Origin of the sequence: Kitasatospora sp. NPDC087271, from assembly GCF_044744605.1 — a bacterium.
In the GTDB taxonomy this organism is placed as follows: Bacteria; Actinomycetota; Actinomycetes; order Streptomycetales; family Streptomycetaceae; genus Kitasatospora.
The window spans coordinates 286,339-310,741 of record NZ_JBIUYQ010000005.1; the positions used below are offsets into that span (position 1 = coordinate 286,339).

Below are 24,403 nucleotides of genomic sequence, written 5' to 3' on the forward strand. Positions count from 1 at the left end.
TCGTCAGACCCCGACGCCGTCAGGCCCCGGCCTTGGCCGCCTCCTCCGTGGCCGCCTCCTCCGTGGGCGCCTCCTCCGTGGGCGCCTCCTCTGCGCAGACCGCCGACACGAACTCCGCGACCCGGGCCTGCGGCAGCCCGCGCGCGATGTCCGCCTCGCTGATCATCCCGACCAGCTTGTGCTCCGGGTGGTTGATCACCGGCAGCCGGCGCACCCGGTACTGCTCCATCACCCGTAGCACCTGCTCCGCGTCCTCGTCCGCCTCCACCGTCATCGGCCGGCCCAGGGCCAGCTCGCCCGCCGTCACCCCGGCCGGGTCCCGGCCCTCGGCGACACAGCGCAGCACGATGTCGCGGTCGGTCACGATGCCCAGCAGTTTGTCGTCCTCCCCGCAGATGGGCAGCGCGCCGACGTGCCGTTCCCGCATGATCCGGGCGGCGGCGGCGAGCGTCTCGTGCTCGCGGATGCACTCCGCGCCCGGGTGCATGATGTCGCTGGCTCTGGTCATGGTCCCGCCTCCTGGCCTGGCTTCCGCCCCCCTGTCCATCCTGGTCCGGGCCCGCGGAGGCCGCCACCGGGCACCGGTCAGGCCGCCTGGTCCGGCTCCGCGCGCCCGCCCGGCGCGTCCGCGCCCGGAAGCGGCGACTGGTCCAACAGTTCCTCCAGCGGCGGGAGTTCGTGCTGCGACCGGTCCTGCTCGACCTCCGCCTTCGCTGCCTCCTCCCGCTCCACGGCGGCCCGTTCGGCGGCCTTCGCCGCTGCCGCCGCGGCATTCACCGCGGCCCGCTGCTGGTTGTCCGTCGCACTGTCCAGGAAGCGCAGCAGCTCCACCGGGAAGGGCAGCACCAGCGTCGAGTTCTTCTCCGCCGCCACCTCCACCACCGTCTGCAGCAGCCGCAGTTGGAGCGCCGCCGGGGTCGCGCTCATCACCGCCGCCGCCTCCGACAACCGGGCCGAGGCCTGGTACTCACCGTCCGCCGTGATGATCCGCGCCCGCCGCTCCCGCTCGGCCTCCGCCTGCCGCGCGATCGAGCGCTTCATCGACTCCGGCAGCGCGACGTCCTTGATCTCCACCCGGTCGATCTGGACGCCCCAGCCCAGCGCCGGGCTATCGATCATCAACTCCAGCCCCTGGTTGATCGGTTCGCGGTTGGCCAGCAGGTCGTCCAGCTCGCTCTTGCCGATGATCGAGCGCAGCGAGGTCTGCGCCACCTGGGAGATCGCGAACTGGTAGTCCTGCACGTTGACGGTCGCCCTCACCGGGTCCTCGACCCGGAAGTACACCACCGCGTCCACCCGGACGGTCACGTTGTCCCGGGTGATGCCCTCCTGCGCCGGGATCGGCATCGTCACGATCTGCACGTTCACCTTGCGCAACTTGTCCGCGATCGGCAGCAGCGCCACCAGCCCTGGCTCGCGTACCTCCCTGCGCACCCGGCCGAAGCGGAACACCACTCCCTTCTGGAACTGCTGGACGACCCGGACGCTCAGGCCCGCCCAGATCGCCCCCAGCCCGACCAGCCCCCCGATGGCACCCAGCACCGCATCGACGATCATCGCGGCCTCCTTGCGGCCTCGGCGAGGCCTCCTCGCGCGCCAGCCAGCCCCGGCCGTCGCCGACCCGGCCCAGCCGGGGGGCCGCCGGAGCAGCTGATTCCACGCTACGCCTGCCCGGGCAGGCCGGCGCAGGGCCGATGCGGGGCCAGAGCCGGACCGTAGGATCGTGACCATGCCGCAGTCCGCCGCCGACGACCCCGGCCACCCCCGCCACCCCGCCGAGGCCGCCGCCCGCGCCACCTCGCTCACCGCGCTGGACCGCGTCGTCACCGACTGCCGGGCCTGCCCGCGCCTGGTCCAGTGGCGCGAGGAGACCGCCCGCACCAAGCGCCGCGCCTACCTGGACTGGGACTACTGGGCCCGCCCGATCCCCGGTTTCGGCCCGCCCGACGCCCCGCTCGTCCTCGTCGGCCTCGCCCCCGCCGCCCACGGCGCCAACCGCACCGGCCGGATCTTCACCGGCGACCCCTCCGGCGACCTGCTCTACGCGGCGCTCCACGACCTCGGGCTCGCCAACCGCCCCGAGTCCGTCCGGTACGGCGACGGCCTGCGCCTGTACGGCGTCCGCATCACCGACCCGGTCCGCTGCGCCCCGCCCGACAACAAGCCCAGCACCGCCGAACGCGACACCTGCCGCCCCTGGATCACCCGCGAACTCCAGTTGCTGCGCCCCACCGTACGAACCGTCGTAGCCCTCGGCGGCTTCGCCTGGCAGGCCCTCCTGCCCGCCCTCGCGCAGGCCGGCTGGCAGGTCCCCCGGCCCCGACCCGCCTTCGGTCACGGCGCCCTGGCCGTCCTCCCCGCCACCGACGGCGGCCCCGCCCTCCAGCTGTACGGCTGCTACCACGTGAGCCCGCGCAACACCAACACCGGCCGCCTCACCACCCCCATGCTCCGCGCCCTGCTCCGCACCGCCGCCCGGTCGGCCGGGCTGGAACCGGCGCCGGAGTAGGCCCGGCGGCACCGACCCCCGTACGGTGCCGCCGGGCCCGCCCCGACCGGCCGGGCCTTCCCCGAACCGGCCGGGCCCGCGCTCAGTCGAACCACCGGGTCGCGGTGATCCCGCCGTCCACCGGCAGGGTCACCCCGGCCACGTACGACGCCCGGTCGCTCAGCAGCCAGGCCGCCGCCTCCGCGATCTCGGTGTCCGAGCCCGCCCGGCCCAGCGGGGTCGAGCGGACCACCAGGGCGTCGAACTGCGGGCCGGACGCGAAGAACTGCTCCGTCGAGGGCGTCCGCACCACGCCGGGCGCGACGGCGTTGACCCGGATGCCGTGTCGGGCGTAGTCGGCGGTGGCCGCCTTCACCAGGCCGGTCAGGCCGTGCTTGGCGGCCTGCTGGACGCCGTCCCCGAAGCCCGCCGACCAGCGCGCCCACCCCGGAGTTGAGCACCACCGCGCCGCCCCGACCGCCCGCCGCCATCGCCCGCAGCTGGGCCCGCAGGCAGAGCCAGCTGCCGCGCAGGTTGAGCGCGTGGGTGTCGTCCCACTCGGCCTCGGTGCGCTCGGCGAGCGGGGCCGGCGACAGGCCGGAGCCCGCGTTGTCGAAGGCCGCGTCCAGCCGGCCGTACGTCGTGAGCGCCGCCTCGACCGTCCGCTCGGCGCCCTCCGCGGTGGTCAGGTCGGCGACGACGGCCACCGCCCGGGCCCCGCCGGCCCGCAGCTCGGCGGCCAGCGCCTCCACCTCGGCGCCGGAGCGGGCGGCCAGCACCAGCAGCGCGCCCTCCCGGGCGAACAGCCGGGCGGCGGCCGCGCCGATGCCGCGCCCGGCGCCGGTGACGATCGTGACCTTGTCGTCGAGAAGTCCCATGCGAGGAGCCTCCCGGCGCCCCGCCCGGACCACCAGCGGCCAGCCCTTCCCGGGGACGGGCCGACCGGGGACCGGCCGACCGGGGACGGGCCGGCCGGGGACCGGCCGACCGGGGACGGGCCGACCGGGGACCGGCCGACCGGGGACGGGCCGGCCAGGGACGGCCAGGTCCTGGTTAACCCCGCCCCGGCTGTGGCAGCGTGACCGCCATGCCCGAGACCCCGCTGGGCGCGTTCCTGCGCGCCCGCCGCGCCCGCCTCGCGCCCGCCGAGGCGGGCCTGCCCCCGGCCGGGCGCCGCCGGACGCCCGGGCTGCGCCGCGAGGAGGTGGCGGCCCGTGCGGGCATCTCCGCCGACTACTACGCCCGGCTGGAGCAGGGCCGCCCGGCCCCGGCCGGCTCCACATCCGCCATCCGGCACTGGACACCGACGTCCTGGACTACACGGTGCTCGCCCTGCCCGAGGAGGGCCGGTACGTCTTCGTCTGCCTCGCCCCACCCGGCAGCCGCGCCCGCCACGCCTTCGCCGCCGCCCACGACGCGGCCCCGGCCCACGCGGCGCCGACCCGGGTTCGCCCTAGCCGAACCGCGGCAGCTTGCGCCCCGCCGCCCGGTCCCACACCTGGGGCAGCCGGGCCCGGGCCGTCTCGGCGGCGGTGAGCTGGCGGGCGTAGAGCGCCCCGAGGCCGAAGGGCTCGCCGCTGTCGGCGGCCTGCCCGGCGAGGGTGTCGGCGGCGATCACCGCGTCCTGGTGCTCGCCCAGCAGTTCCTGGACGGCCTTCATCCGGTCCGTGTACCGCTCGGCGGCCGCGCCGACCGCCGGGGCGGCGGTCTCGCCGGCGTAGCGGGCGCGTTTGGCGGCCTTGCGGGCCTCGTGCAGGGCGCGGTCGCGCTGCTCGGCGGGCCCGGCCCCGGCGTCGAGGGCCGCCCGGACGCGCTCGCCGGTGCGGTGCTGCTCGCGCTCGGCGATCCGGGCCAGCTCGGGGACGGCGTCGCGGCCGGCCCGGCGGCGCAGCGGGGGGTCGGCGAGGAGGGTGGCGAGGGCGTCGGCGAGGGCGCGGCGGCGCGGGCTGTCGAGGGCCGCGAGCACCTCGGGCCAGGCCTGCCGGTACTCGACCCGCCCCCACCGCTCCAGCTCCGCCGCGAGCCGCTCCGGCCGGCAGACGGCGGGCAGTGCCCGGGCCTGGGCGGCCAGCCGCTCGGCGAGCACCTCGCCGTCCCGGGCGCGGCCGAGGGCGGCCGCGAGCCAGCGCAGTTCGGCGACCAGGTGGTCGGTGGCCCCGGGGGCGAACAGCCGCCGGAAGGTCTGCAGGGCGCTGCGCAGCCGCCGGCAGGCGACCCGCATCCGGTGCACCGCGTCCGGTTCGTCCGCCCGGACGGCGTCGTCGAGGCCGGCCAGCACCGCCGCCTGGGTGCCGAGGCGGTCCAGCAGCACCTGCCCCACCGTGGTGGCGGGTCGCGCCATGAGCGCTCACCCCCTCATCGGGGTCACCGGGAACGCATTCCAGGCTACGGGCCCCGGGGCCCGACGACGACCAGGACCGCGACGGGGACGGGCAGGCCCGGGCGGGGACGAGCAGGCCCGGGACGACCGCGCGGCGCACAGGACGCCGACCCGCACGAACAGCGAAGCGATCCCGGCTGAGCGCGCGTCAGGCGGGTGAACGAACGGCCTCCGACGGACAACGCTTCCACTCCCCGGGTACGCGCCCTCGTGCCGGATGTAAGCGTCGTGGCATACTCCGGGACGTGACGACCTCCACCCATGCGATCAGGGCCCTGCGGGCCGCGGTGTTCACCGCGCTCGCCGTGCCGCTGTCCGCGCTGGGCCAGGTGGTCATCACGGGTCGCCCGCTGCCGCTCTCGCTGGTGGCGGCCGCGACCGCCGTCGTCTTCCTGGTCGCGGCCGCGCTGGCCGGCGGGGAGCGGCGGCTGCTGCACATCTCCGGTGTGCTGGTGCCGGTCGAGCTGCTGCTCAACACGACGTTCAACCTGGGGCAGGCCGGCTGTGGGCCGATCCTGTCCGAGCACGTGCCCGCGCGCGGTGTGAACCTGCTGGTGTGTGGCGGCGGTTCGGTGGACGGGTCGCTGCTGGCCGGTCCGCTGGGCCACGTGGGGCCGCTGGCCCCGGCGGCGACCCAGGTGCTGCTCCTGCTGGTGCACCTGGTGATCGCACTGGCCGCCGCTGCCTGGCTGCGGCTGGGCGACGCGGCCCTGTCGGGCCTGGCCCGGTCGCTGCGCGCGCTGCGCCAGTCGCTGGCCCGCCCGTTGCGCGCCCTGGTCCTGCTGCTGCTCCCGGCTCCGGTTCGGCCGGTGCTGCGGGTGCCGCTGCCGGTGTCGGACCGCGTGCGGCCGCGCCGCGAGGACGTGGTGCTGAGCCCGGCTCCCCGGCGTGGTCCGCCGGTTCTCGCGCCTGCCTGCTGACCCGCCCGAGGCCGTAGGGCCGCCGCGCACGTTCGTCCGCAGGCAGCGCGCACAACTCCCGCGTTCACCCGATCCCGCCGCACCCGGTGCGGTTTCCCGCGCGCATCCGCGCGCCGCGTACAGGAGTTGACCTTCCATGGCTCAGACCCCCAGCAAGCAGCAGGCCAAGCGCATCAGTGCCCGTGAGCGGATCCAGGAGGCGCAGCGCATCGAGCAGGCGGCCTCGAAGCGCCGTCAGCGGATCGTCGTGGCGGTGTCCGCCGTCGCGGTGCTCGCCCTCGCGGGCGGAGCGGCGGTCGCGATCAACTCGGCGTCCGGCAAGAAGGACTCGAAGGCGGCCGCCGATGCGTCCGCGCCGACCGAGCTGGTCGTCCCGGCGAACGCCTCCGGCCCGGACGGCACGGTGATCACCTACGGCAAGGCCGACGCCCCGCACACCATGGAGGTGTACGAGGACTTCCGCTGCCCGGTCTGCAAGCACTTCGAGGCGGCGAACGGCGAGGCGGTCAAGAAGCTGACCGAGGACGGCTCGGTCAAGGTGGAGTTCCACCTGGCGGCGTTCCTGGACAACGCCCTCGGCGGCAAGGGCTCGCGCACCGCGCTGGCCGCCGCGGGGGCCGCGCTGAACGAGGGCGTGGACAAGTTCAAGCAGTTCCACGACGTGCTGTACGCCAACCAGCCCGACGAGCGGAAGGACGACTTCGGCAACGTCAACCACATCCTCGACCTGGCCGGCCAGGTGCCGGGGCTGAAGACGGACGCCTTCGTGAAGGCCGTCACCGACAAGACGTACGCGCCGTGGGCGGCGAAGGTCGCGGAAGCGTTCAACGGCAGCGGGGTGACGGGCACCCCGACGGTCAAGGTGGACGGCAAGCCGATCACGCTGTTCAGCGGCCAGTCCACGGTGACGCCGGAGCAGTTCACCGCCCAGGTGAAGCAGGCCGCCGGCCTGAAGTAAGCACGGCACCACCGGCCCGGCCGAACCCCGGCCGGGCCGGCTCCTCCCAGCCACCGGAGTGTGCTGCCATGTCCGCCGCTACCTCTGTGCACCTCTCCCCTCCCGCCCCCGGCGCCCCCGGCCGTGCGCCGGTCGGCGCGGGCCGGGCGTTCTCCCTGCTGCTGTTCCTCGGCGGGCTGATCGGGCTGGCCGCCTCGGCCGTCCTGACCTTCGACAAGCTCCGCATCCTGGAGAACCCGTCCTATGTCCCCAGTTGCAACCTCAATCCGGTGATCAGCTGCGGTTCGGTGATGCGCACCGAGCAGGCGGAGGTCTTCGGGTTCCCGAACCCGCTGCTCGGGCTGGCCGCCTTCGGCGCGCTGGCGGCGGTCGGGGCGGGGCTGCTGGCCGGTGCCGCGTACCGGCGCTGGTTCTGGCTGGGCCTGCACGCGGGCACCCTGCTGGGGGTGGTGTTCGTGCACTGGCTTATCGACGAGGCGCTGTACCGGATCGGCGCGCTGTGCCCGTACTGCATGGTGGTGTGGGCGACGGTGGTGGTGCTGTTCTGGTACACGACGCTGCACAACCTCCGGACGGGGGTGATCCCGGTGGGCCCGCGGCTGCGGCCGGTCGTGCGGGAGGCGGCACGCTACCACTGGGCGGTGCCGGTGCTGTGGGCGGCGGTGATCGCGCTGCTGATCCTCAATCGGTTCTGGTACTACTGGAGCACGCTGGTCTGACGGGTCTGACGGACTGGCAGATTTGACGGATCGTCAGCCTACGTATCCCGTGGAGTGCAGCAGCGCGGTGGCGCCGGTGCGCCGGGCCGCCAGGGCCCGGGTGAGCCGGCGCGCCGCGCAGGGGTGCAGCAGTGCGGCCGCCCGGGCGGGGGTGAAGTACCCGTACTCGGCGATCTCCTCGGCCTGCACCCGGATGGTCGCGCCGGCCGGGACCGTTCCGCCGTCGAACATGAACTGCACGGCGGGGTGGGCGTGTTCGCCCTGGCCGGGGATCGGATCGCGCCACTCGACGACGAGCAGCCGCAGCTCGCCGGCCACCAGCCCGGTCTCCTCGCGCAGTTCGCGGGCGGCGCATTCGGCGGGGCCCTCGCCCGGGTCCATCCCGCCGCCGGGGAACTGCCACTGGGCGCGGTAACTGGCCTTCAGCAGCAGGACGTCGCCGCCTTCGCCGGTGAGCAGCACGCTGCAGCCGACGTAGGCGCGCAGCAGTCCGGCCAGCCAGTCCTGTTCCGAGAGCCAGGTGTCCGTCATCGCGCCTCCTCCGCCGGTGCCCCGTCGCGGTGGCCACTCTGCCGCAACCCCCGTGCCGGATCCGGCGGTTCGTGCCCTAATCCACCCGATCGGGTACTCGACGCGGGAACGGACCCAGGGGCTCTCTTCCGGATCACGCCGCGCGCCCGGCGCGGTCCGGAAGAGAGCCCCTATCCGAAGACCGCCCGCCGGTAGGCGTTGCGCAGGTCGGTGAGCGGCTGGATGTCGCGGTCGTAGTGGACCTTGTTGGTGAGCAGCAGCGCCCAGCGGCCGAGCCGCCGGGAGATCCAGATGCCGGTGCCGGTGAAGCCGTAGTGGACGAAGGCGCCCTCGGCGGGGTCGGTGCCGGGGGCGTACAGCCAGGACAGGCCGCGAGCAGGGGCGAGGCCGCCGGTCTGTTCGCGCAGCGACTCGGCGATCCAGGCCTCGCCCCACGGCAGTTGGGGCGGCGGGGCGAGCAGCGCGGTGAGGAAGCGGGCGAGGTCGCGGGCGGTGGAGAAGGCCCCGGCGTTGCCGGAGACCCCGCCGAGCAGCCGGGCCGAGGGGTCGTGGACGACGCCGCACAGGTGGCTCCCGGCCCGCGGGTCGTACTCGGTGGGCGCGGTGCGGGCGGTGTCGGCGGGGCCGAGCGGCCCGTACCGGGTGTCGGCCATGGCGAGCGGCCGCCAGATCCAGCGGGTGACGAGCTCGTCCAGCGGCGCGCCACCGAGGTCCTCGACGAGGTAGCCGAGCAGGACGGCGGCGCGGTCGGTGTACTCGACGGCCGCACCGGGGACGCGGTGCAGCGGGGCGGCGATCACCCCGGCCCGGATCGCCGCGAGGTCGGGCCCGTAGAGCTGCTCGAATCCGGTGCGAGGGAGCATTCCGGCGGTGTGCGCGAGGAGTTGACGGACCGTCACCACACCGACGGGATGCCCGGAGGCGGGCGGCCACCAGTGGCCGAGCGGCGCGTCGAGCGGGAGCCGCCCGGCCTGCCGGAGCACTCCGGCGCAGGGCCAGAGGGCGATGATCTTGGTGAGGCTGGCGAGGTCGTACCGGGTGTCCGGCCCGGGGGCGAGCCGGGCGTACGGGCCCTGCCCGAGCACGCCGTGCGCGCCGCCGCCGAGCGTCCCGCCGGCATCGCCGACGGCCCAGACGGCGCCGGCCCCGACGGTGCGCACGCCGTCCCGGACCAGCCGGTCCAGCTCCCCACCGGGCGCGGCCAGGGCGGGGAGCCGGTCGGCTCCTGGCGGTTGCTGGCTCATCGCCCCCCCCTCAGAGGTGTCGTGAGCCTACCCGGCGGGCGGGCGGCCGGTCAGGCCTCCGCGGGAAGTTCCTTGCCGAGGCAGATGCTCTGCGGGTGGTCGCGGTAGATGCCGAACTTCCGGATCGCCGCGTACCCCTCGGACCCGTACAGCGCCACGGCCTCGGGCTGCTCGGTGCCGGTCTCCAGGATGACGCGGGTGCGTCCGGCCTCGGCGGCGGTCTGCTCCAGGCGGCGCAGCACCGCCCGGGCCAGGCCACGGCCGCGAGCGGCGGGGACCACGAACATCCGCTTCAGCTCGACGTCGCCGTCACGCAGCCCGTCCGGCCCGGCCTGCTTGGCCCGCCAGCCCCCGCAGGCGACCGGTCGGCCGTCGAGGTAGGCGACCAGGAACAGGCCGCCCGGCGAGTCGAAGTCGTCGAGGTGCAGCACGGTCTCGTCGGGGTCGCCGTAGCGGCGGACGTACTCCTGCTGCACCTCCGCCGACAGGGCCTGGGCGTCGGGGTGGGCGTAGCCGGTGACGCGGAACTCGACGGTTCCGGCCTCCATGGTGGTGCTCTTCATGAGGGAAGAGCCTACGACCTGGATCAGCGGGCCTCGAAACGGGCGACCAGCTCGTTCTTGCCGAACATCCGTGCGGTGTCGACGGCGTTCGGGGTGCCGGCGGTGGGGTCGGCGCCGCCGTCCAGCAGGACGGTCAGCACGTCCTCGGCGCCCTTGAAGACGGCGCCGGCGAGCGGGGTCTGGCCGCGGTCGTTGGCGCGGTTCGGGTCGGCGCCTCGCGCCAGCAGGGCTTCGACGGTGGCGGCGTGGCCGTGGTAGGCGGCGAGCATGAGCAGGGTGTCGCCGCGGTCGTTGGTGAGGTCGGCGGGCGCGCCGGCGTCCACGTAGGCGGCCAGGGTGTCGGTCTCGCCGGCCCGGGCGGCGTCGAAGAGCTTTCCGGCCAGGGCGATCACCTCGGCGTCGGGGGCGCCAGGGGCGCCGGCGGGCTGCTGGTTGGCGTCGTCGGTCATGGCGGGCGGCCTTTCCGGTCTGCGGGCTCTGCGGGTTCTACGGGTTCCGCGGGCGGCAGAGCCACGGTGGAGGAGTGTCGCTGGAGGAGTGCGGCTGGAGGAGCCGCGCGTACCGCACCGTAGCGGCCGGGCGCCGGGCCGGGCCAGCGCGCGTCCGGATGGCGGATGGCAGCCCTCGAACGGCGGCCATCCGGGCGAACTTCCCCGACCCCCCGGAAACCTCCCGACCCCCCGGCGGGAATGCCTCGCCGCACTGGAACTGCGCGGGACACGGCCCCACCCCGGCCGGTCCGCCCGCCTTCGCCCGAACTCCAGGGCGACGTTGAACGGGAAACCACCCATTTGCACCGTTCCATCATCTATTACTTTTTGTCACGATTAGCGCACTTTCCGTAACACCGTCCCCGTCCCCCCTCCCCGAGGAGCAGAACGTGATCCTCTCGATTTCCGGCATCGTCCTGTTCGGCACCATCGCCTTTCTGTTCTTCCGCAGGGACGGGCTGAAGGTCTCCCACGCCGTCGTCTGCGCCCTCTTCGGCTTCTACGTCGCCGGTTCCTCGATCGCCCCGAGCATCACCGCCGGCGGCGCCAGCCTGGCGAGCCTGCTCGGCGGCCTCAAGTTCTAGCGGTCCACGTTCCAGGCGCTGCCACTCCCCCGCACGGGCCCGGGTGCGGATCCCACCGCCCCGGGTCCCGTCGTACCGGCTCCGCCCCCGCCACCCGACCCGTCCCACTCGCCCGGGGAGTCAAGGAATGCCGCTCCAACGCCATCTCAGCAAGGGCCGCGAGATCGCCCGAACCGCCGGGGACCACGCCTCCGACATGTTCGCCCCGCTCTCCGTGATCGGCCGCGGACTGCGCCACCACGCGGGCTGGGCCAAGGACCGCTGGAACGCCACCCCGAAGGAGCGCCGCGGCCCGACGCTGTTCCTCTCCGCCGCGATGCTGGTCGGCGTCTACCTGCTGCCGCACGGCCTGCTGTTCGCCCTGATCGCCCTGATGGCCAGCTCCGCCTGGGCCGGCCGGGCCCCCAAGCCCGCACCCGCCCCGCCCGCCCCGGACGTCGCCGACATCAAGCTCGGCGCGCTCTACGCGGCGCTCACGCCGTACCTGTGCGGCCCCGAGGACGCCAACCCGCTGTACCACTACGAGGGCCACTACAAGAACGCCTTCGGCTCCTGGGAGTTCGACGACGAGGGCCGGCTCTCCCGGCTGGAACTCGGCTACCCGGCGTACTTCACCGACACCGAGCCGATCGCGCGGGCCCGGATCGAGCAGGTCGTCCAGGGCAAGGCCGGCCGGGCCCGGGAGTACCGCTTCGACTGGGACGAGGAGTCCAACCGGCTGCGGATCGCCGCGCTCACCCCGCTGCCCGCCGACATCGTCGCCCAGCGCTTCGTGGCCGCCCCCGGCGAGATCGTGCTCGGCTTCACCGACGAGGACGGCACCGCCCGGACCATCCCGGTCACCCAGGGCGGCACGATCGCCCAGCAGCCGCCGGTCGTCTGGCGCACCGGCCCCCGCTCGGCCGAGCCGCACCTGCTGGCGCTCGGCGTCACCGGCTACGGCACCTCCAGCCTGATCCGCTCGATCGCGCTCCAGGCGCTCCCGTACGGGGACCTGGTGGTGGTCGACGGCGCGGGCACCGGGGAGCACGCCTGCCTGGTCAACCGGCCCGGCGTGCACACCGTGGAGACCAGCCTGCACGGCGCGCTGGCCGCGCTGGAGTGGGCCGCGCAGGAGACCGAGCGCCGGCTCGCCGCGCTGAACGCCGCCCGGCACGCCGGCACCGCGCCCCCCGAGGACGCCACCCGCCCGCTCTGGCTGCTCCTGGACCACCCGACCGAGCTGAGCGAGCTCGCCCACGCCGAGGGCCGCCCGGACCCGCAGGACCTGCTGGAACTGCCGCTGCGGCACGGCCGCGCCGCCCGCGTCACCGTGGTGATCGCCGACGACGTCGAGGCCAGGGGCCGGATCACCTCGACCGTGCGCTCCACCACCCGGGCCCGGGTGGTACTCGGCCCCACCGGGCCCGAGGAGGGCCACGCCGTGCTCGGCGCGCCGCTGGACATCGTGCCCGCCGCGCACGCCCCCGCCGGCCGCGGCTACGCCCGGATCGGCAACGGCACCCCCGTCCGGCTCCAGGTGCCCGCCACCGTCGACCCGCTGGACGAGGAGGCCCCGGCCCAGCTGCGGGACGCGGTGATCGCCCTGCTGCCGCACCGCGACACCCGCACCGAGGCCGCCGCCGACCTGCCGCCCCGGCCGGAGCGCCCGCCGGTGGTCCTGCCCGCCGATCCGGCCCCCCTGGCCCACCCGGTCGACCTCGCCAAGGGCGAGCCGATGATCCGTTCCCGCCCGATCTCCTGACCGCGGCGGGCGGGGGCGGCGGCGGTCGTCGAATCCCGCCCCGGTAGGCTCGTCACGGAAAGGCCGACCGATCACCAGATGTGAAATAGGTGACACCTAGGGTGATATCCACGGCCAGATGTGACAAATCGGGCGCCGATGGGTACAAACAGGGGCGGCACGACAGACGACGCATGTCCCCGGACGGGAATCTTCGTCGGAAGCCGAGCGTTGACCGAACGACGAAGAACAGCGACCACTAGTCCTGTGGGCCATAAGCCCGGGAGGCACGATTCATGAGCGAGCGAGCTCTCCGCGGCACGCGACTCGGGGCCACTAGCTACGAGACCGACCGCGGTATCGATCTGGCTCCCCGCCAGACCGTCGAGTATGCATGTCAGAACGGACACCGATTCGAGGTTCCTTTCTCGGTCGAGGCGGAGATCCCCCAGGCCTGGGAATGCCGCTTCTGTGGCCAGGAGGCGGTACTTCTCGACGGCGACGAGCCGGAAGAGAAGAAGGTCAAGCCGACGCGTACCCATTGGGACATGCTGATGGAGCGCCGGACCCGTGAGGAACTGGAGGAGGTACTGGCCGAGCGACTGGCCGTGCTCCGCTCCGGCGGAATGAACCTCGCGGTACACCCGCGGGACACCCGCAAGAGCGCCTGACCTCGCTCCCGCCACGGCGGGAGGACGCGAAAAGGGACCCTGGTCACCAGGGTCCCTTTCGCGTTCCCGCCTCGCGTTCCCGCGCGCTCCCGGGAAGGCGAGGCGAGGCCGGCTCTCGCGTTCCCGGGAGGGGCGGTCAGCCCGAGATCGGCGGGCGGTAGGTGGTGTCCGGGCCCTGCGGACCGCGCGGGCCATCACCGGGCTCCACCACCTCGCCCTGGATCACCTTGCCGTCCGGGCGGTGGATGCGCAGCTGCTCCTGCAGCCGCATCGCGTCCGCGAACGGGTCCGCCCCGGCGGCGACGGTGCTGCGCAGCGCCTTGTCGGCCACCCGGCGGCCACCGGCCCGCCAGAGCGCCCGGGTGGGCGGGAACAGCAGGGTGAGCGCCACCAGGTCCGACAGGAAGCCCGGGACGATCAGCAGCAGGCCCGCCAGCACCGTCAGGCTGGTGCCGGTCTCGGGCTGCTCGGACTTCGGGTCCTTGCTCTGCTCGATCGCCGCGGACAGCGCCTTCAGCCCGGCCCGCTTGATCAGCGAACCGCCGATCAGCGCGCCCGCGACGAGCAGCAGCACGACGACGAATCCACCCAGCCACGAGCCCACTTGGACCAGCAGCCAGATCTCCAGCACCAGCCAGGCGGTGATCAGCAGCGGCAGCACCCGGCGGAGCTTGCCGCGCGGGGCCGGACGGGCGGGGGTAGCTTGCTGGGTCACGGTACGAATCCACTCCAAGCAGTGCTCTGCGCGCCGCACGGGAGGTCCGGGCCGGCTACGGCACCACCTGGTCCAACGATTCCCCCGCGGCCGGTGTTCCGGCGCCGGCCTTCCGTCGGCGGCCGACCAGCACGCCCGCGCCGCAGGCCAGCAGGCCCGCGAGGGCCAGCGTCCACTCCGGCGCGGCGCCGACCCGGTCGGCGACCGTGGTGCCGTCGCGCAGCGGGACGACCGCCGACAGCTCGGCCGCGGTCAGCTCCTCGGTGCGCTGCTGGACCGTGCCGTCCGGGGCGATCACCGCGCTGATGCCGCTGGTGGCGGCGATCAGCACGGCCCGGCCGTGCTCGACCGCGCGCAGCCGGCTCATCGCGAGCTGCTGCTCGGGCTGGCCGGTCTTGGCATAGGTCGCGTTGTTGGTCTGGACCACCAGGACGCGGGCGCCGCTGTCCACGGTGTCGCGGACGATCTCGTCGTAGGCGACCTCGAAGCAGATCACGTCGCCGATCCGGGCCGGGCCGAGCTGCATGACGCCGTTGTGGTCGCCGGGGTAGAAGTCCCGGGCGACCCGCTGGAGCCGGGTGATCACCTTCATCAGCTGGGCGCGGAACGGCACGTACTCCCCGAACGGGACGGGGTGCTGCTTGGTGTAGGAGGCGCCGGGGCCGGTCTTCGGGTCCCAGACGATGCCCTCGTTCTGGACGTGCTGCGCGTCCGGGCCGTCCACCAGGGTGCCGACCAGGGTGGGCACGCCGACCGTCTTCACGGCCTGGTCGATGCGTTGGTAGGCGAGCGGGTCGCTGAACGGGTCCAGGTCGGAGGAGTTCTCCGGCCAGATCACGATGTCGGGGCGCTCGACCTTGCCGGCGGCGATGTCCGCGGCCAGCCGCTCGGTCGCCGTCGCGTGGTTGTTGAGGACCATCATCGGGCGGCCCAGGAAGTCCATGCCCGGGTTGGGCACGTTGCCCTGGACGATGGCGACCTTCACGGTGTCGGCCGGCGCGGTCGGCACCGGCACCAGGTACCCGGCCAGCAGCGCGGCCACCGCGCCCAGCCCCGCCAGCGCGGCGGCCCGGGGCGTCTTGCGCGGCCCGCGCACGCGCAGCGCGGCGCCGGCGAGCAGGGCTCCCGAGAGGGCGACCGCGAAGGTCACCAGCGGTGCGCCGCCGAGCGCGGCCAGCGGCGTGAACGGGGTCGCGGTGTTGGCGAAGGCCAGCCGCCCCCACGGGAAGCCGCCGAACGGCAGCCGGTCGCGCGCCCACTCCTGGGTGATCCACAGGCAGGCCGCCCAGAGCGGCCAGGCCGGCAGCCGGGAGGTGAGGGCCAGACCGCCGCCGAGGACGGCCAGGAACAGCGCCTCCACGACCGACAGGCCGACCGTCGCGTCCCAGCCGACCACCCGCAGCCAGCTGAGCAGCAGCAGGAAGAACGGCAGGCCGAAGGCGAAGCCCGTCCAGGCCGCCTGGCGGACGGTGCGGCCCCGGGTGAGCAGGGACAGCGCGGCGACGCCGAGCAGCGACAGCGGCCACAGGTCGAAGGGCGGGAAGGCGAGTGCGAGCAGCAGACCCGCCAGGGCCGCGAGGCCGGTGCGGGGAAGGCCCGCCCGGACCTTGGCGACGGCGCGGGCGGCCCGGCCGGGCCTGGGCGCCGACTCCGCCGGCTCGGGTGCGGCCCCCGGCCGCTCCTGGGTGACGGGCATGGCCACCGGCGCACCATCTTCCTGGATCTTGCTGTTCGGACGCTGTCCGAAGAAGGTACCCCGGAAGGTCAGGGAAGCGTGAGGTCAGGGTGGTAGCAGGGTCAGCGGCTCACGGCCCGGCGGGCCTTGCCGCACACGCCCCCGACCGGGCGGCGGGGTCGGCGGCATGGTGCTGCCCGCCCAGGGGCTCCGGGCGGAAGTCCGGGGCGGGCAGCTCGCGGGGGACGGTGAAGCCGGCGGGGACCAGCGGGGCGGTCGTCCCGGGGGTCGCCCCACGGCCGCCGGGCCGCCGCTTCGGCCGGGTTCACGCGGGTCTGCTCGGCTCTGCTCGGCTCTACTCGGCGGCGCGGTGGACGGTGCGGCCGCGGACGACGGTGCGCAGGCAGGCCGGCAGCGGGTGGCCGGGGGTGAGGTCGGGCAGGCCCGGGGTGCCGGAGCGCGGGTCGGTGGACCAGCCCGCCACCCGGGAGTCCGGGGCCTGGACGACCAGTTCGTCGGCGGCCCAGATCGCGTAGCTGGCGACGGCGCCGGGCACGAGCACGCCGTCCTGGTCGCGGCCGATCGCGCGCCAGCCGCCGCGGGTGTGCGCGGTGAAGGCCGCGCGGACGGAGATCCGGTGGTCCAGGGTCTGGTGGAAGGCGGCCGCGCGGACGGTGCCCCAGGGGTCGAGCGGGGTGACCGGGGCGTCCGAGCCGAAGGCCAGCGGCACACCGGCCCGCAGCAGGGCGGCGAAGGGGTTGAGCGCGGCGGCCCGCTCGGCGCCGAGGCGCTGGACGTACATGCCGTCCGGGCCGCCCCAGGCGGCGTCGAAGGCGGGCTGGACGGAGGCGGTGAGGCCGAGCTCGGCGAAGGCGGCGACGGACTCGTCGTCCAGCGCCTCGGCGTGCTCGACGCGGTGGCGCAGCGCCTTGACCCGCCCGGCGCCGACCCGCTCCCCGGCCGCCCGGACGCCGTCCAGGACGGCGGCCACGGCCGCGTCGCCGATGGCGTGGAAGCCGGCTTGGAGCCCGGCCTCGGTGCAGGCGGCGACGTGGTCGGCGACCTGCTCGGCGGTCAGGTAGGCGGTGCCGGTGTGCTCGGCGTCGGCGTAGGGGGTGTGCAGGCAGGCGGTGTGCGAGCCCAGCGCGCCATCCGCGAAGAGGTCGCCGCCGGCGCCCACCGCGCCGAGCCGGCGGGCCGTCTCGACGCCGCCCAACTCGCCCCAGTAGCCGAAGACTTCGGGGCCTTCACCCTCGGCGGCGAGGGCCAGCAGGGCGGCCAGGTCGGCCTCGGAGGAGATCTCCGGGCCGGCGCACTCGTGCAGCGCGCCGATGCCGAGTTCGGCGGCGCGGGCGAGGGTGGCGCGCTGGGCGCGGCCGCGCTGCTCGGGGGTGAGGTGGGCGAGCGCGGTCCGCCGGACGGCGTGGTGGGCGTCCTTGGTGAGCGGGCCGTCCGCGGCGTGGCCGGGGCGCTCGGCCAGGCCGGGGGCGAGGGTGCGCAGCGCGGTGGTGGCGAGCGCGGAGTGCACGTCGGTGCGGGAGAGGTAGAGCGCGGCGCCGCGGGCGGCGGCGTCGAGTTCGGCGAGCGTGGGCGGGCGGCCCTCGGGCCAGCCGGTCTCGTCCCAGCCGTGGCCGATGAGCACCCCGCCGGGCTCGGGCCGGGCGTCGACGAAGGCGGTGACGGCGGCGAGGGCGTCGGCCAGCGAGGGGCTGCCGGTGAGGTCGAGGCCGGTGAGCGCCAGGCCGGTGGCGGTGGCGTGCACGTGGGCGTCGACGAAGGCGGGGGTGACCAGGGCGCCGTCCAGGTCGACGATCTCGTCGGCGGTGGCGGCGTACGCCTCGGCGGCGCCGTCGCTGCCGACCCAGGCGATGTGCTCGCCCTCGACGAGCATCGCGGTGGCGAAGGGGTCGGCGGGGCTGTAGACGGCGCCGCCGCGCAGCAGGACGGTCCGGGAAGTGCGTTCGGTCATGCCGCTAAGTCTGCACCTGCGGGGTTCGTCCTCAGAGCCTCGGGGGTCGCGCCTCGTAGGGGGTGGAGAGGACGACGGTGGTGCGGGTGGAGACGCCGGCGGCGCTGCGGATGCGGGCGAGCAGGTCCTCCAGGTCTCCGGGGGCGCCGACGCGCACCTTGAGGATGTAGTTCTCGTCGCCGGCGACGCTGTGGCAGGCCTCGATCTCGGGCAGGCCGGCCAGCCGTTCGGGGGTGTCGTCCGGGGCGCTGGGGTCGAAGGGCTTGACCGAGATGAACGCGGTCAGTGCCAGGTCGACGGCGTCGGGGTCGATGATCGCGGTGTAGCCGCGGATCACCCCGCGCTGTTCGAGGCGGCGCACCCGCTGGTGCACCGCCGAGGTGGACAGGCCGGTGGCCTTGCCCAGGTCCGTGTAGCTCATCCGGCCGTCCTCTAGGAGCAGCTGGACGATGCGTTGGTCGAGATCCTCCACAGTGCGCAAACCTACCCGGTCGGGGGCACGGGGGGCGCACGCGGTGTCACATCGGGTGCCCGCAGGTGTCACGCGGGCAAATGCCAGGCGAATGTGGCAGTGGATGTGGCCAAGGACACACCCGGTGCATCACGGTGCACCGGACCGCAGGGTTATGAGCCCGAATCGGAGGGAAGTGCTGGTTGTGGCCCCGGGCGACCACGCCGGGCCCGATCCGAGGGGGATCCTCATGCCGACTGACCAGCGTGCCCTGGGCGCCGACGAGACCGACGATACGACCGGCCGCGACGACCTCGCGGTCGATCACGGCCACGTCCCGGGCATCGACCCGGGCGAGGCCGAGACCTGGGACATCTTCCGGGTGCACTGCCCCGAGTGCCGCCGCCCGATCGCCCTGGTGGCCGACGAGGAGCGGCTGCCGCAGCACGCGCTGCTGCCGACCGCCTGGAACCCCTTCACCCCCGCGCTGTGCCCGGGTTCGGGCACGCCGACCGACGACCTCGCCGAGGTGGAGACCCCGGAGGACGCCCAACCCGGCGTGCTCGACGCGCTGTTCAGGCTCCCCACCGAACTCGACTGGCGCACCCAGCCGTTCTCGCACGCGGTGGCGCACCGGCCGACGCGGACCGCCGTCGTCGCCCCGGCCGTCCCGGTCATCTCGGCCATCTCGGCCATCCCCGAGCAGCGCCGCCGCCTGGTCCGGCGCTGATCCGCCGGCCCGCGCGGGCGGGTTGCTGATCCGCCCGCCCGCGCAGGCGGGTTGACACAGGATCGAAGACGCCTCCGGCCGTCACTCCGCACCCTGGAGTGACGGCCGGAGGCCGTTTGTGGGGGGGCTCAGCCCCTGGTGAGGTGACGGCCGATCACCAGGCGCTGGATCTGGTTGGTGCCCTCGACGATCTGCAGCACCTTCGCCTCGCGCATGTAGCGCTCGGCCGGGAAGTCCTGCGTGTAGCCGTAGCCGCCGAGCACCTGGACCGCGTCGGTGGTCACCCGCATCACCGCGTCGGTGCAGAACAGCTTGGCCATCGCCGCCTCCTTGGAGAACGGCAGGCCCGCGTCCCGCAGCCGGGCGGCGGACAGGTAGAGCGCCCGCCCGGCCTCGATCTGGGTGGCCATGTCGGCGAGCATGAAGGACAGGCCCTGGAAGTCGGCGATCGGGCGGCCGAACTGACGGCGGGTGCGCGCGTAGTCGACCGCGAGGTCGAGCGCGGCCTGGGCGACGCCGACCGCGCAGGCGGCGATGCCGAGGCGGCCGGAGTCCAGTGCGGCGAGCGCGATCTGGAAGCCCTGGCCCTCCTCGCCGATCAGCCGGTCGCGGGAGACCCGGGCGCCGTCGAAGTGCAGCTGCGCGGTCGGCGAGGAGCGCATGCCCATCTTGTGCTCCGGCGGGGCGGCCGACAGGCCCTGCGCGTCGCCCGGGACGAGCAGGCAGCTGATGCCCTTGGAGCCCTCGTCGCCGGTGCGCACCAGGGCGCTGTAGAAGTCCGCCCGGCCGCCGTGGGTGATCCACGCCTTGGTGCCGTTCACCACGTACGCGTCGCCGTCGAGGTCGGCGCGGGTGCGCAGCGCGGCCGCGTCCGAACCGGACTGCGGTTCGGAGAGGCAGTAGGCGCCGAGCTGCTCGCCGGAGAGCATTCCGGGCAGCCACCGGCCGCGCTGCTCCTCGGTGCCGAAGCCGGCCAGCGCGTGGCAGGAGAGGGTGTGCACGCTCACCCCGAGGCCGACGGCCAGCCAGCCGGCCGCCAGCTCCTCCAGCACCTGCAGGTACACCTCGTAGGGCTGCCCGCCGCCGCCGTACTTCTCGTCGTAGGGGAGGGAGAGCAGGCCGGCCTCGCCGAGGGTGCGGAAGACCTCCCGCGGGAAGCGGCCGGCGGCCTCGTCCTCGGCCGCGCGGGGCTGCAGCTCGCGCTGGACCAGGTCCCGGGTGAGGCTCAGCAGCTCGTGGGCCTCCTCGCTGGGCAGCTGGCGCTCCACGGCTTTCGCTGGGGACGGGGTCATGGCGGCGGTCGCCTCCTCGATCGGGCACCGGAGCGTGGTGTGGCTGGTCCGGCGCGGGTGTGGCAGGTCGGCCCGACCGGCACCGGATTACGGTGAACGGCCGTTCACAGGCATGGCGATGCGAGTATGCCGGAAACCCGCGCCGCCGTCACGATCACCCAGGAGTAACTGGACGGACTGGTGGGCTACGGCACCGTAGGGTTGCCGTTGTGGCTGCTTCCCGACCCCTCTCCCCCGCCCTTCCACCCGTTCCCGGCGACGCGGTGGCCTCGCTCGCGGCGGAGCTGCGCGCGCTGCCGCCCTCCTGCGGGCCGGTGCGGCTGGTCGCGGTGGACGGGCACGCGGGCTCGGGCAAGACGACCTTCGCCGGGCGGCTGGCGGCGGCGCTCGGCGGGGCGCCGGTGGTCCACCTCGACGACCTGGCCACCCACGCCGAGCCCTTCGGCTGGACCGGGCGGCTGCGCGAACAGGTGCTGGAGCCGCTGGCGGCCGGCCGGGACGGCGCGTACCGGGTGTACGACTGGACGCTGCGCCGCTTCGCGGGCACGGCCGCGGTGCCGGTCGCCCCGGTGGTGCTGGTGGAGGGCGTCGGCGCCGGACGGCGGGCGGTGCGGCCGTGGCTGGCCCGGGTGATCTGGCTGGAGTTGGACGCCGCCTCGGCCCGGCGGCGCGGCGAGCAGCGGGACGGGCCGGATCTGGCCGAGTTCTGGGCCGGCTGGGCCCGGGCCGAATCGGCGCATTTCGCCGCGGATCCGAGCCGTCCGTTCGCCGGGACGCGGGTCGACGGGGTGACCGGGCGAATCACGCCGGGCACCGTGGGTGAACCTTCAACAAGCCCTTGACCTGCGCTGTCGCCAGGATTTAGGTTCTCCTCAGCCGCCGGAACGGGATGTTCCGGCCGCCTCGGACCCGGCGTCCCCGGCTTGTTCCCCCGTGAGCCGGGGGCGCCGTCCGGTCCTTTCCGAATCGCGCTCCCGCACCCCCGGTCCAGGCCCCCACCCGCTCAACGACCGCTCACACGATCGCATTTGACTCCGTGGGCGCCCTTCCGGATCAGCGCCACGCCGGTACGATTCCTCGCAGGCGCAGATGCGCCCGGGGGCTTTCGACCACCGGCCCGGCTGCACGCAGGCGACCTGCCACCGAGCCCCGGGCCAAGCCGCGGGGGGCGTGAGTGACGACGGTGGACAGTTCGGACAGCAACGCGGGCGGCCCGGACCGGCTCGCCGAACGCGCGTGGCTGCGTGCCATGGACGCGTACACGGCGGGCGCGTACGCCCGTGCCGAGGAGGAGTTCCGCGCGGCCGTCCGGCTGGACCCGGGCATGGCCGACGCCTGGCTCGGCCTGCACGCGCTGCGCAGCGACACCTCGGCGGCGCTGCTGGCCATGTACCGCAACCAGAAGCGGTTCGGCGAGCAGCGGCGGCGCCACCGCCGCCCGCTCAGTTCCTGGTACTGGCTGGGCTGGTGGGTGCAGCCCGTCCTGGAGGACGCCCGCGACCTGGCCCTGGCGCACGCCTCGCACTGGCTGGACGGCCGCCACCTGGCCGAGCTGGACCGGGCGCTGGAACAGTGCCCGGCGCCCAGCGAGGACCCGTCCGCCCAGTTCCTGTACGCCTGCCGGTCCTATCTGCTCAAGGACTGGGAGCAGTTGATCCGGGACACCGACCGGCTGCTGGACGACCCGCTGCTCGGCATCGAGGCCGGGTTGTTCGCCGGCATGGCACGGGTCCGGCTGGACATGTGCGCCCAGGCGCAGGCGCCGCTGGCCGCCTCGCTGGCCCGCTGCCGCTCCGAGCAGCCCCAGCGCAAGGAGCTGCGGTACTGGCTGGCCCGGGCGTACGAGGGGGCCGGGCGCAGTGCGGCCGCGCTGCCGCTCTACCGGGCGGTGCACCGGGCCGATCCGGTGTTCATGGACACCGCCGCGCGGCTGGCCGCGATCGCGGCGGAGGACGGGTTGGCGGACGACCTGCCGGACGCCCTGCTGGACGGCGGCCTGCCGGCGGGCGGGCGGTCGGCCGGGTACGAGGACACCGCGCCGGACGAGGCGGACGAGACGGACGAGACGGACGAGGCGGACGAGGCGGACTTCCAGGACGGGGCCGGGTACGCCACGGCGGGGGGCTTCGGCGACGCGGCCCCCGGGTTCACCGAGGGCGCCGGGTACACCGGCGGGGTCGGATTCGTCGAGGGCGTCGGGTTTCTCACGGGGCCCGGCCCGGGCGACGCCTCCACGGCGGACCCCGCGCCGCAGGCGGCCGGCGAGCGGTCGGGTTCGCCGGGCGGCTCCGCCACCCCGCTGCCGGCGCCGGTCCGCGCCGAGGCCCAGCCCCGCACCGCTCCACTGCCCGCCACCCAACCGGTCGACGACGAGCGCGAGTTGGACGCGGCGCTGGCGGAACTCTCGCTGATGGTGGGCCTGGAGCCGGTCAAGCGCCAGGTGCGGGCGCTGTCGGCGCAGCTGCGGATGTCCAGACTCCGGGCCGCGCAGGGCCTGCCGGTCCAGCCGCCCAAGCGCCACTTCGTCTTCTCCGGCCCCTCCGGCACCGGCAAGACCACCGTGGCCCGGATCCTCGGCCGGGTCTTCCACGCCCTCGGACTGCTCTCCGGCGACCACCTGGTGGAGGCCCAACGGGCCGACCTGGTCGGCGAGTTCCTCGGCCAGACCGCGGTCAAGGCGAACGAGCTGATCGATTCGGCGCTGGACGGCGTGCTGTTCATCGACGAGGCGTACAGCCTCTCCAACTCCGGCTACACCAAGGGCGACGCCTACGGCGACGAGGCCCTACAGGTGCTGCTGAAACGCGCCGAGGACAACCGCGACCGTCTGGTGGTGATCCTGGCCGGCTACCCCGAGGGCATGAACCGGCTGCTCGCCACCAACCCCGGCCTCAACTCCCGCTTCACCACCCGGGTCGACTTCCCCAGCTACCGCCCGAACGAGCTGACCGCGATCGGCGCCGCGCTGGCCGGCCGGGACGGCGACGGCTGGGACGAGGACGCGGCCGAGGAACTGGCCAGCATCTGCGCCCACGTGGTCCGCGAGGGCTGGATCGACGAACTCGGGAACGGCCGGTTCATCCGCACCCTCTACGAGAAGTCCTGCGCCTACCGGGACCTGCGGCTCTCACTGCTGCGCGAGCCGCCGGGCCGGGAGGACCTGGCGACCCTGCGCCTGCCCGACCTCGTCCAGGCCTACGGGGAGCTGATCGACGGCCGCGGCTGAGACCAGCTCCCCGGGATCGCGCCGGGATCAGCCCCGGAGCAGCTCGGCCTCGCGCTCGGGGTCGAGTCCGACCTTCGGCCGGTCGGCGCGCCGCGGGGCGACGCCGCCGATCGACCGCAGCCAGGCCCAGGTGTCCTCGACCGTCTCGCCCACCGGCCGGCAGCGCAGCCCGGCGGCGACCGCCCGGTCCACGGACGCGCCGTGCAGGAAGTCGTTCAGCTCTCCGGGCGCCAGCCAGATCGGCAGCTCCGTCCACGGCTCGACGCCGGCCGCCAGGATGCGCTCGGGGTCGGTCCAGCGCAGGTCCGCGTCCGAACCGGTGACCCGCACGCAGGCCTCCAGCAGCTCGCCCGTCGTGGTGTGGCCCGCCGGGCTGACCACGTTGCACGCGCCGCCGAGCCGGGCCGCCGACGCGTCCAGGAGCCAGCCCGCGAGGTCGCGGACGTCGATGTACTGCAGCGGCAGATCGTACGGGCCGGGGGCGAGCACCGGGCCGCCCCGGGCGATCCGGTTCAGCCACCAGGGCAGCCGGCCGATGTTCTCGTGCGGGCCGAGGATCAGCCCGGCCCGGGCGAGCAGGGCGCGCCCGCCGAACTCCGCCTCCAGGGCCAGTTCGGCCCCGCGCTTGGCCTCGGCGTAGGGCACCTCGCCCTCCGCGTCCGGGGACGACTCGACCACCTTCGCCGACTCGTCCGCCCCGCGCGCCAGCGGGTAGTCGTACACCGACCGGCTGGAGACGTACGCGTAGTGGCCGACCCGGCCGGCCAGCAGCCGGGCACTGTCGCGCACCGCCGTCGGGGCTCCGGACCAGGTGTCCACCACCGCGTCCCACTCCCCCGTGGCCAGCGCCGCGAGCCCGCCCTCGGCGGTGCGGTCGCCCAGCAGTGCGGTCACGCCCGCGGGCGCGGGCTGCGTACCCCGGTTGAGGGCCGTCACCTCCCATCCCCTGACCAGCGCCTCCTCGGCGACGACCCGTCCGACGAAATTCGTTCCACCCAGCAGGAGAAGCCTCATGCCGACCACCCTGCGCCCAGGGTGGTCGGCATGGGAACGGCTGAACGCCGAGAGCAGAA

24 protein-coding genes and 2 pseudogenes are annotated in these 24,403 nt (G+C 74.9%); 11 read left to right on the top strand and 15 right to left on the bottom strand.

Features of this window, described 5'->3' with window-relative positions; all coding sequences use genetic code 11:
* Positions 1–19: 19 nt before the first annotated feature.
* Both ACIO9K_RS11745 and ACIO9K_RS11750 read right to left on the bottom strand, forming a co-directional pair.
* Entirely contained in the window at positions 20–508 is a 489-nt protein-coding gene (locus ACIO9K_RS11745; RefSeq protein ID WP_400328797.1) for a CBS domain-containing protein, read from the bottom strand.
* Positions 509–585: 77 nt separating this feature from the next.
* On the bottom strand, positions 586–1,557 hold the full coding sequence (locus ACIO9K_RS11750) for an SPFH domain-containing protein (protein WP_363623649.1): 972 nt from the start codon (positions 1,555–1,557) through the stop codon (positions 586–588).
* A gap of 172 nt (positions 1,558–1,729) precedes the next feature.
* On the opposite strand from ACIO9K_RS11750, the gene ACIO9K_RS11755 reads away from it, so the two are divergent.
* Positions 1,730–2,509 (top strand): uracil-DNA glycosylase, encoded by a 780-nt coding sequence (locus ACIO9K_RS11755; RefSeq protein ID WP_363623648.1) that lies wholly within the window; start codon positions 1,730–1,732, stop codon positions 2,507–2,509.
* An 82-nt stretch (positions 2,510–2,591) separates the two neighbouring features.
* Here ACIO9K_RS11755 and ACIO9K_RS11760 read toward each other — a convergent pair whose 3' ends face one another.
* On the bottom strand, positions 2,592–2,864 hold the full coding sequence (locus tag ACIO9K_RS11760; protein WP_400328801.1) for an SDR family NAD(P)-dependent oxidoreductase: 273 nt from the start codon (positions 2,862–2,864) through the stop codon (positions 2,592–2,594).
* A gap of 115 nt (positions 2,865–2,979) precedes the next feature.
* A pseudogene (locus ACIO9K_RS11765) lies at positions 2,980–3,366 on the bottom strand (SDR family NAD(P)-dependent oxidoreductase); the annotation flags it as partial.
* A gap of 209 nt (positions 3,367–3,575) precedes the next feature.
* Between ACIO9K_RS11765 and ACIO9K_RS11770 the strand changes: the two are divergent.
* Positions 3,576–3,701, top strand: a pseudogene (locus ACIO9K_RS11770) (transcriptional regulator); the annotation flags it as partial.
* 240 nt (positions 3,702–3,941) lie between these two features.
* Here ACIO9K_RS11770 and ACIO9K_RS11775 read toward each other — a convergent pair.
* On the bottom strand, positions 3,942–4,829 hold the full coding sequence (locus tag ACIO9K_RS11775; RefSeq protein ID WP_400328804.1) for a CHAD domain-containing protein: 888 nt from the start codon (positions 4,827–4,829) through the stop codon (positions 3,942–3,944).
* A gap of 284 nt (positions 4,830–5,113) precedes the next feature.
* Here ACIO9K_RS11775 and ACIO9K_RS11780 point away from each other — a divergent pair, with 284 nt between their 5' ends.
* The 3 genes from ACIO9K_RS11780 to ACIO9K_RS11790 all read left to right on the top strand — a co-directional run bounded on the left by ACIO9K_RS11780 (position 5,114) and on the right by ACIO9K_RS11790 (position 7,465).
* Positions 5,114–5,788 carry a hypothetical protein gene (locus ACIO9K_RS11780; protein WP_350883589.1) on the top strand — a complete coding sequence of 225 codons (675 nt, stop codon included), beginning with the start codon at positions 5,114–5,116 and terminating at the stop codon, positions 5,786–5,788.
* Positions 5,789–5,924: 136 nt separating this feature from the next.
* Entirely contained in the window at positions 5,925–6,746 is an 822-nt protein-coding gene (locus ACIO9K_RS11785; protein ID WP_363623642.1) for a thioredoxin domain-containing protein, read from the top strand.
* A gap of 68 nt (positions 6,747–6,814) precedes the next feature.
* Positions 6,815–7,465: a vitamin K epoxide reductase family protein gene (locus tag ACIO9K_RS11790; RefSeq protein ID WP_400328807.1), complete on the top strand. Its 651-nt coding sequence runs from the start codon at positions 6,815–6,817 to the stop codon at positions 7,463–7,465.
* A 33-nt stretch (positions 7,466–7,498) separates the two neighbouring features.
* On the opposite strand, the gene ACIO9K_RS11795 is transcribed toward ACIO9K_RS11790, so the two are convergent.
* The 4 genes from ACIO9K_RS11795 to ACIO9K_RS11810 form a co-directional block, all read right to left on the bottom strand.
* Positions 7,499–7,996 (bottom strand): NUDIX hydrolase, encoded by a 498-nt coding sequence (locus ACIO9K_RS11795; RefSeq protein WP_363623640.1) that lies wholly within the window; start codon positions 7,994–7,996, stop codon positions 7,499–7,501.
* 170 nt (positions 7,997–8,166) lie between these two features.
* Positions 8,167–9,240 (bottom strand): serine hydrolase domain-containing protein, encoded by a 1,074-nt coding sequence (locus ACIO9K_RS11800; RefSeq protein ID WP_400328810.1) that lies wholly within the window; start codon positions 9,238–9,240, stop codon positions 8,167–8,169.
* 50 nt (positions 9,241–9,290) lie between these two features.
* A complete protein-coding gene (locus tag ACIO9K_RS11805; protein WP_363623636.1) occupies positions 9,291–9,803 on the bottom strand; it encodes a GNAT family N-acetyltransferase in 513 nt (170 codons plus the stop codon).
* Positions 9,804–9,826: 23 nt separating this feature from the next.
* On the bottom strand, positions 9,827–10,252 hold the full coding sequence (locus ACIO9K_RS11810) for an ankyrin repeat domain-containing protein (RefSeq protein WP_400328813.1): 426 nt from the start codon (positions 10,250–10,252) through the stop codon (positions 9,827–9,829).
* 431 nt (positions 10,253–10,683) lie between these two features.
* On the opposite strand from ACIO9K_RS11810, the gene ACIO9K_RS11815 reads away from it, so the two are divergent.
* The 3 genes from ACIO9K_RS11815 to ACIO9K_RS11825 all read left to right on the top strand — a co-directional run bounded on the left by ACIO9K_RS11815 (position 10,684) and on the right by ACIO9K_RS11825 (position 13,272).
* Positions 10,684–10,878: a hypothetical protein gene (locus ACIO9K_RS11815; RefSeq protein WP_063346460.1), complete on the top strand. Its 195-nt coding sequence runs from the start codon at positions 10,684–10,686 to the stop codon at positions 10,876–10,878.
* A gap of 127 nt (positions 10,879–11,005) precedes the next feature.
* Positions 11,006–12,622, top strand: coding sequence for a hypothetical protein (locus ACIO9K_RS11820; protein WP_400328816.1), 1,617 nt, complete (start codon positions 11,006–11,008; stop codon positions 12,620–12,622).
* A gap of 275 nt (positions 12,623–12,897) precedes the next feature.
* Positions 12,898–13,272: an RNA polymerase-binding protein RbpA gene (locus tag ACIO9K_RS11825; protein WP_030306127.1), complete on the top strand. Its 375-nt coding sequence runs from the start codon at positions 12,898–12,900 to the stop codon at positions 13,270–13,272.
* A gap of 136 nt (positions 13,273–13,408) precedes the next feature.
* On the opposite strand, the gene fxsA is transcribed toward ACIO9K_RS11825, so the two are convergent.
* The 4 genes from fxsA to ACIO9K_RS11845 form a co-directional block, all read right to left on the bottom strand.
* The gene (fxsA, locus tag ACIO9K_RS11830) at positions 13,409–13,987 is read right to left on the bottom strand and encodes an FxsA family membrane protein (RefSeq protein WP_400328819.1); all 579 of its coding nucleotides are present in this window, start codon (positions 13,985–13,987) and stop codon (positions 13,409–13,411) included.
* Positions 13,988–14,042: 55 nt separating this feature from the next.
* Positions 14,043–15,683: an apolipoprotein N-acyltransferase gene (gene lnt, locus ACIO9K_RS11835; protein WP_400328822.1), complete on the bottom strand. Its 1,641-nt coding sequence runs from the start codon at positions 15,681–15,683 to the stop codon at positions 14,043–14,045.
* 334 nt (positions 15,684–16,017) lie between these two features.
* Positions 16,018–17,631 (bottom strand): amidohydrolase, encoded by a 1,614-nt coding sequence (locus tag ACIO9K_RS11840; protein ID WP_400328825.1) that lies wholly within the window; start codon positions 17,629–17,631, stop codon positions 16,018–16,020.
* A gap of 31 nt (positions 17,632–17,662) precedes the next feature.
* A complete protein-coding gene (locus ACIO9K_RS11845; RefSeq protein ID WP_350883567.1) occupies positions 17,663–18,103 on the bottom strand; it encodes an Lrp/AsnC family transcriptional regulator in 441 nt (146 codons plus the stop codon).
* 229 nt (positions 18,104–18,332) lie between these two features.
* Between ACIO9K_RS11845 and ACIO9K_RS11850 the strand changes: the two genes are divergently transcribed.
* Positions 18,333–18,812: a hypothetical protein gene (locus tag ACIO9K_RS11850; protein WP_363623625.1), complete on the top strand. Its 480-nt coding sequence runs from the start codon at positions 18,333–18,335 to the stop codon at positions 18,810–18,812.
* Between the two features lie 128 nt (positions 18,813–18,940).
* On the opposite strand, the gene ACIO9K_RS11855 is transcribed toward ACIO9K_RS11850, so the two are convergent.
* Positions 18,941–20,104: an acyl-CoA dehydrogenase family protein gene (locus ACIO9K_RS11855; RefSeq protein WP_400328829.1), complete on the bottom strand. Its 1,164-nt coding sequence runs from the start codon at positions 20,102–20,104 to the stop codon at positions 18,941–18,943.
* Positions 20,105–20,313: 209 nt separating this feature from the next.
* Between ACIO9K_RS11855 and ACIO9K_RS11860 the strand changes: the two genes are divergently transcribed.
* Together ACIO9K_RS11860 and ACIO9K_RS11865 are read left to right on the top strand one after the other, a co-directional pair.
* The gene (locus ACIO9K_RS11860; protein ID WP_371516010.1) at positions 20,314–20,946 is read left to right on the top strand and encodes a uridine kinase; all 633 of its coding nucleotides are present in this window, start codon (positions 20,314–20,316) and stop codon (positions 20,944–20,946) included.
* Between the two features lie 407 nt (positions 20,947–21,353).
* Positions 21,354–23,330, top strand: a complete 1,977-nt coding sequence (locus ACIO9K_RS11865; RefSeq protein WP_400328962.1) for an AAA family ATPase — start codon at positions 21,354–21,356, stop codon at positions 23,328–23,330.
* A 27-nt stretch (positions 23,331–23,357) separates the two neighbouring features.
* Here the strand turns inward: ACIO9K_RS11865 and ACIO9K_RS11870 are convergent, their stop codons facing one another.
* A complete protein-coding gene (locus ACIO9K_RS11870) occupies positions 23,358–24,344 on the bottom strand; it encodes an NAD-dependent epimerase/dehydratase family protein (RefSeq protein ID WP_363623621.1) in 987 nt (328 codons plus the stop codon).
* Between the last annotated feature and the right edge of the window lie 59 nt (positions 24,345–24,403).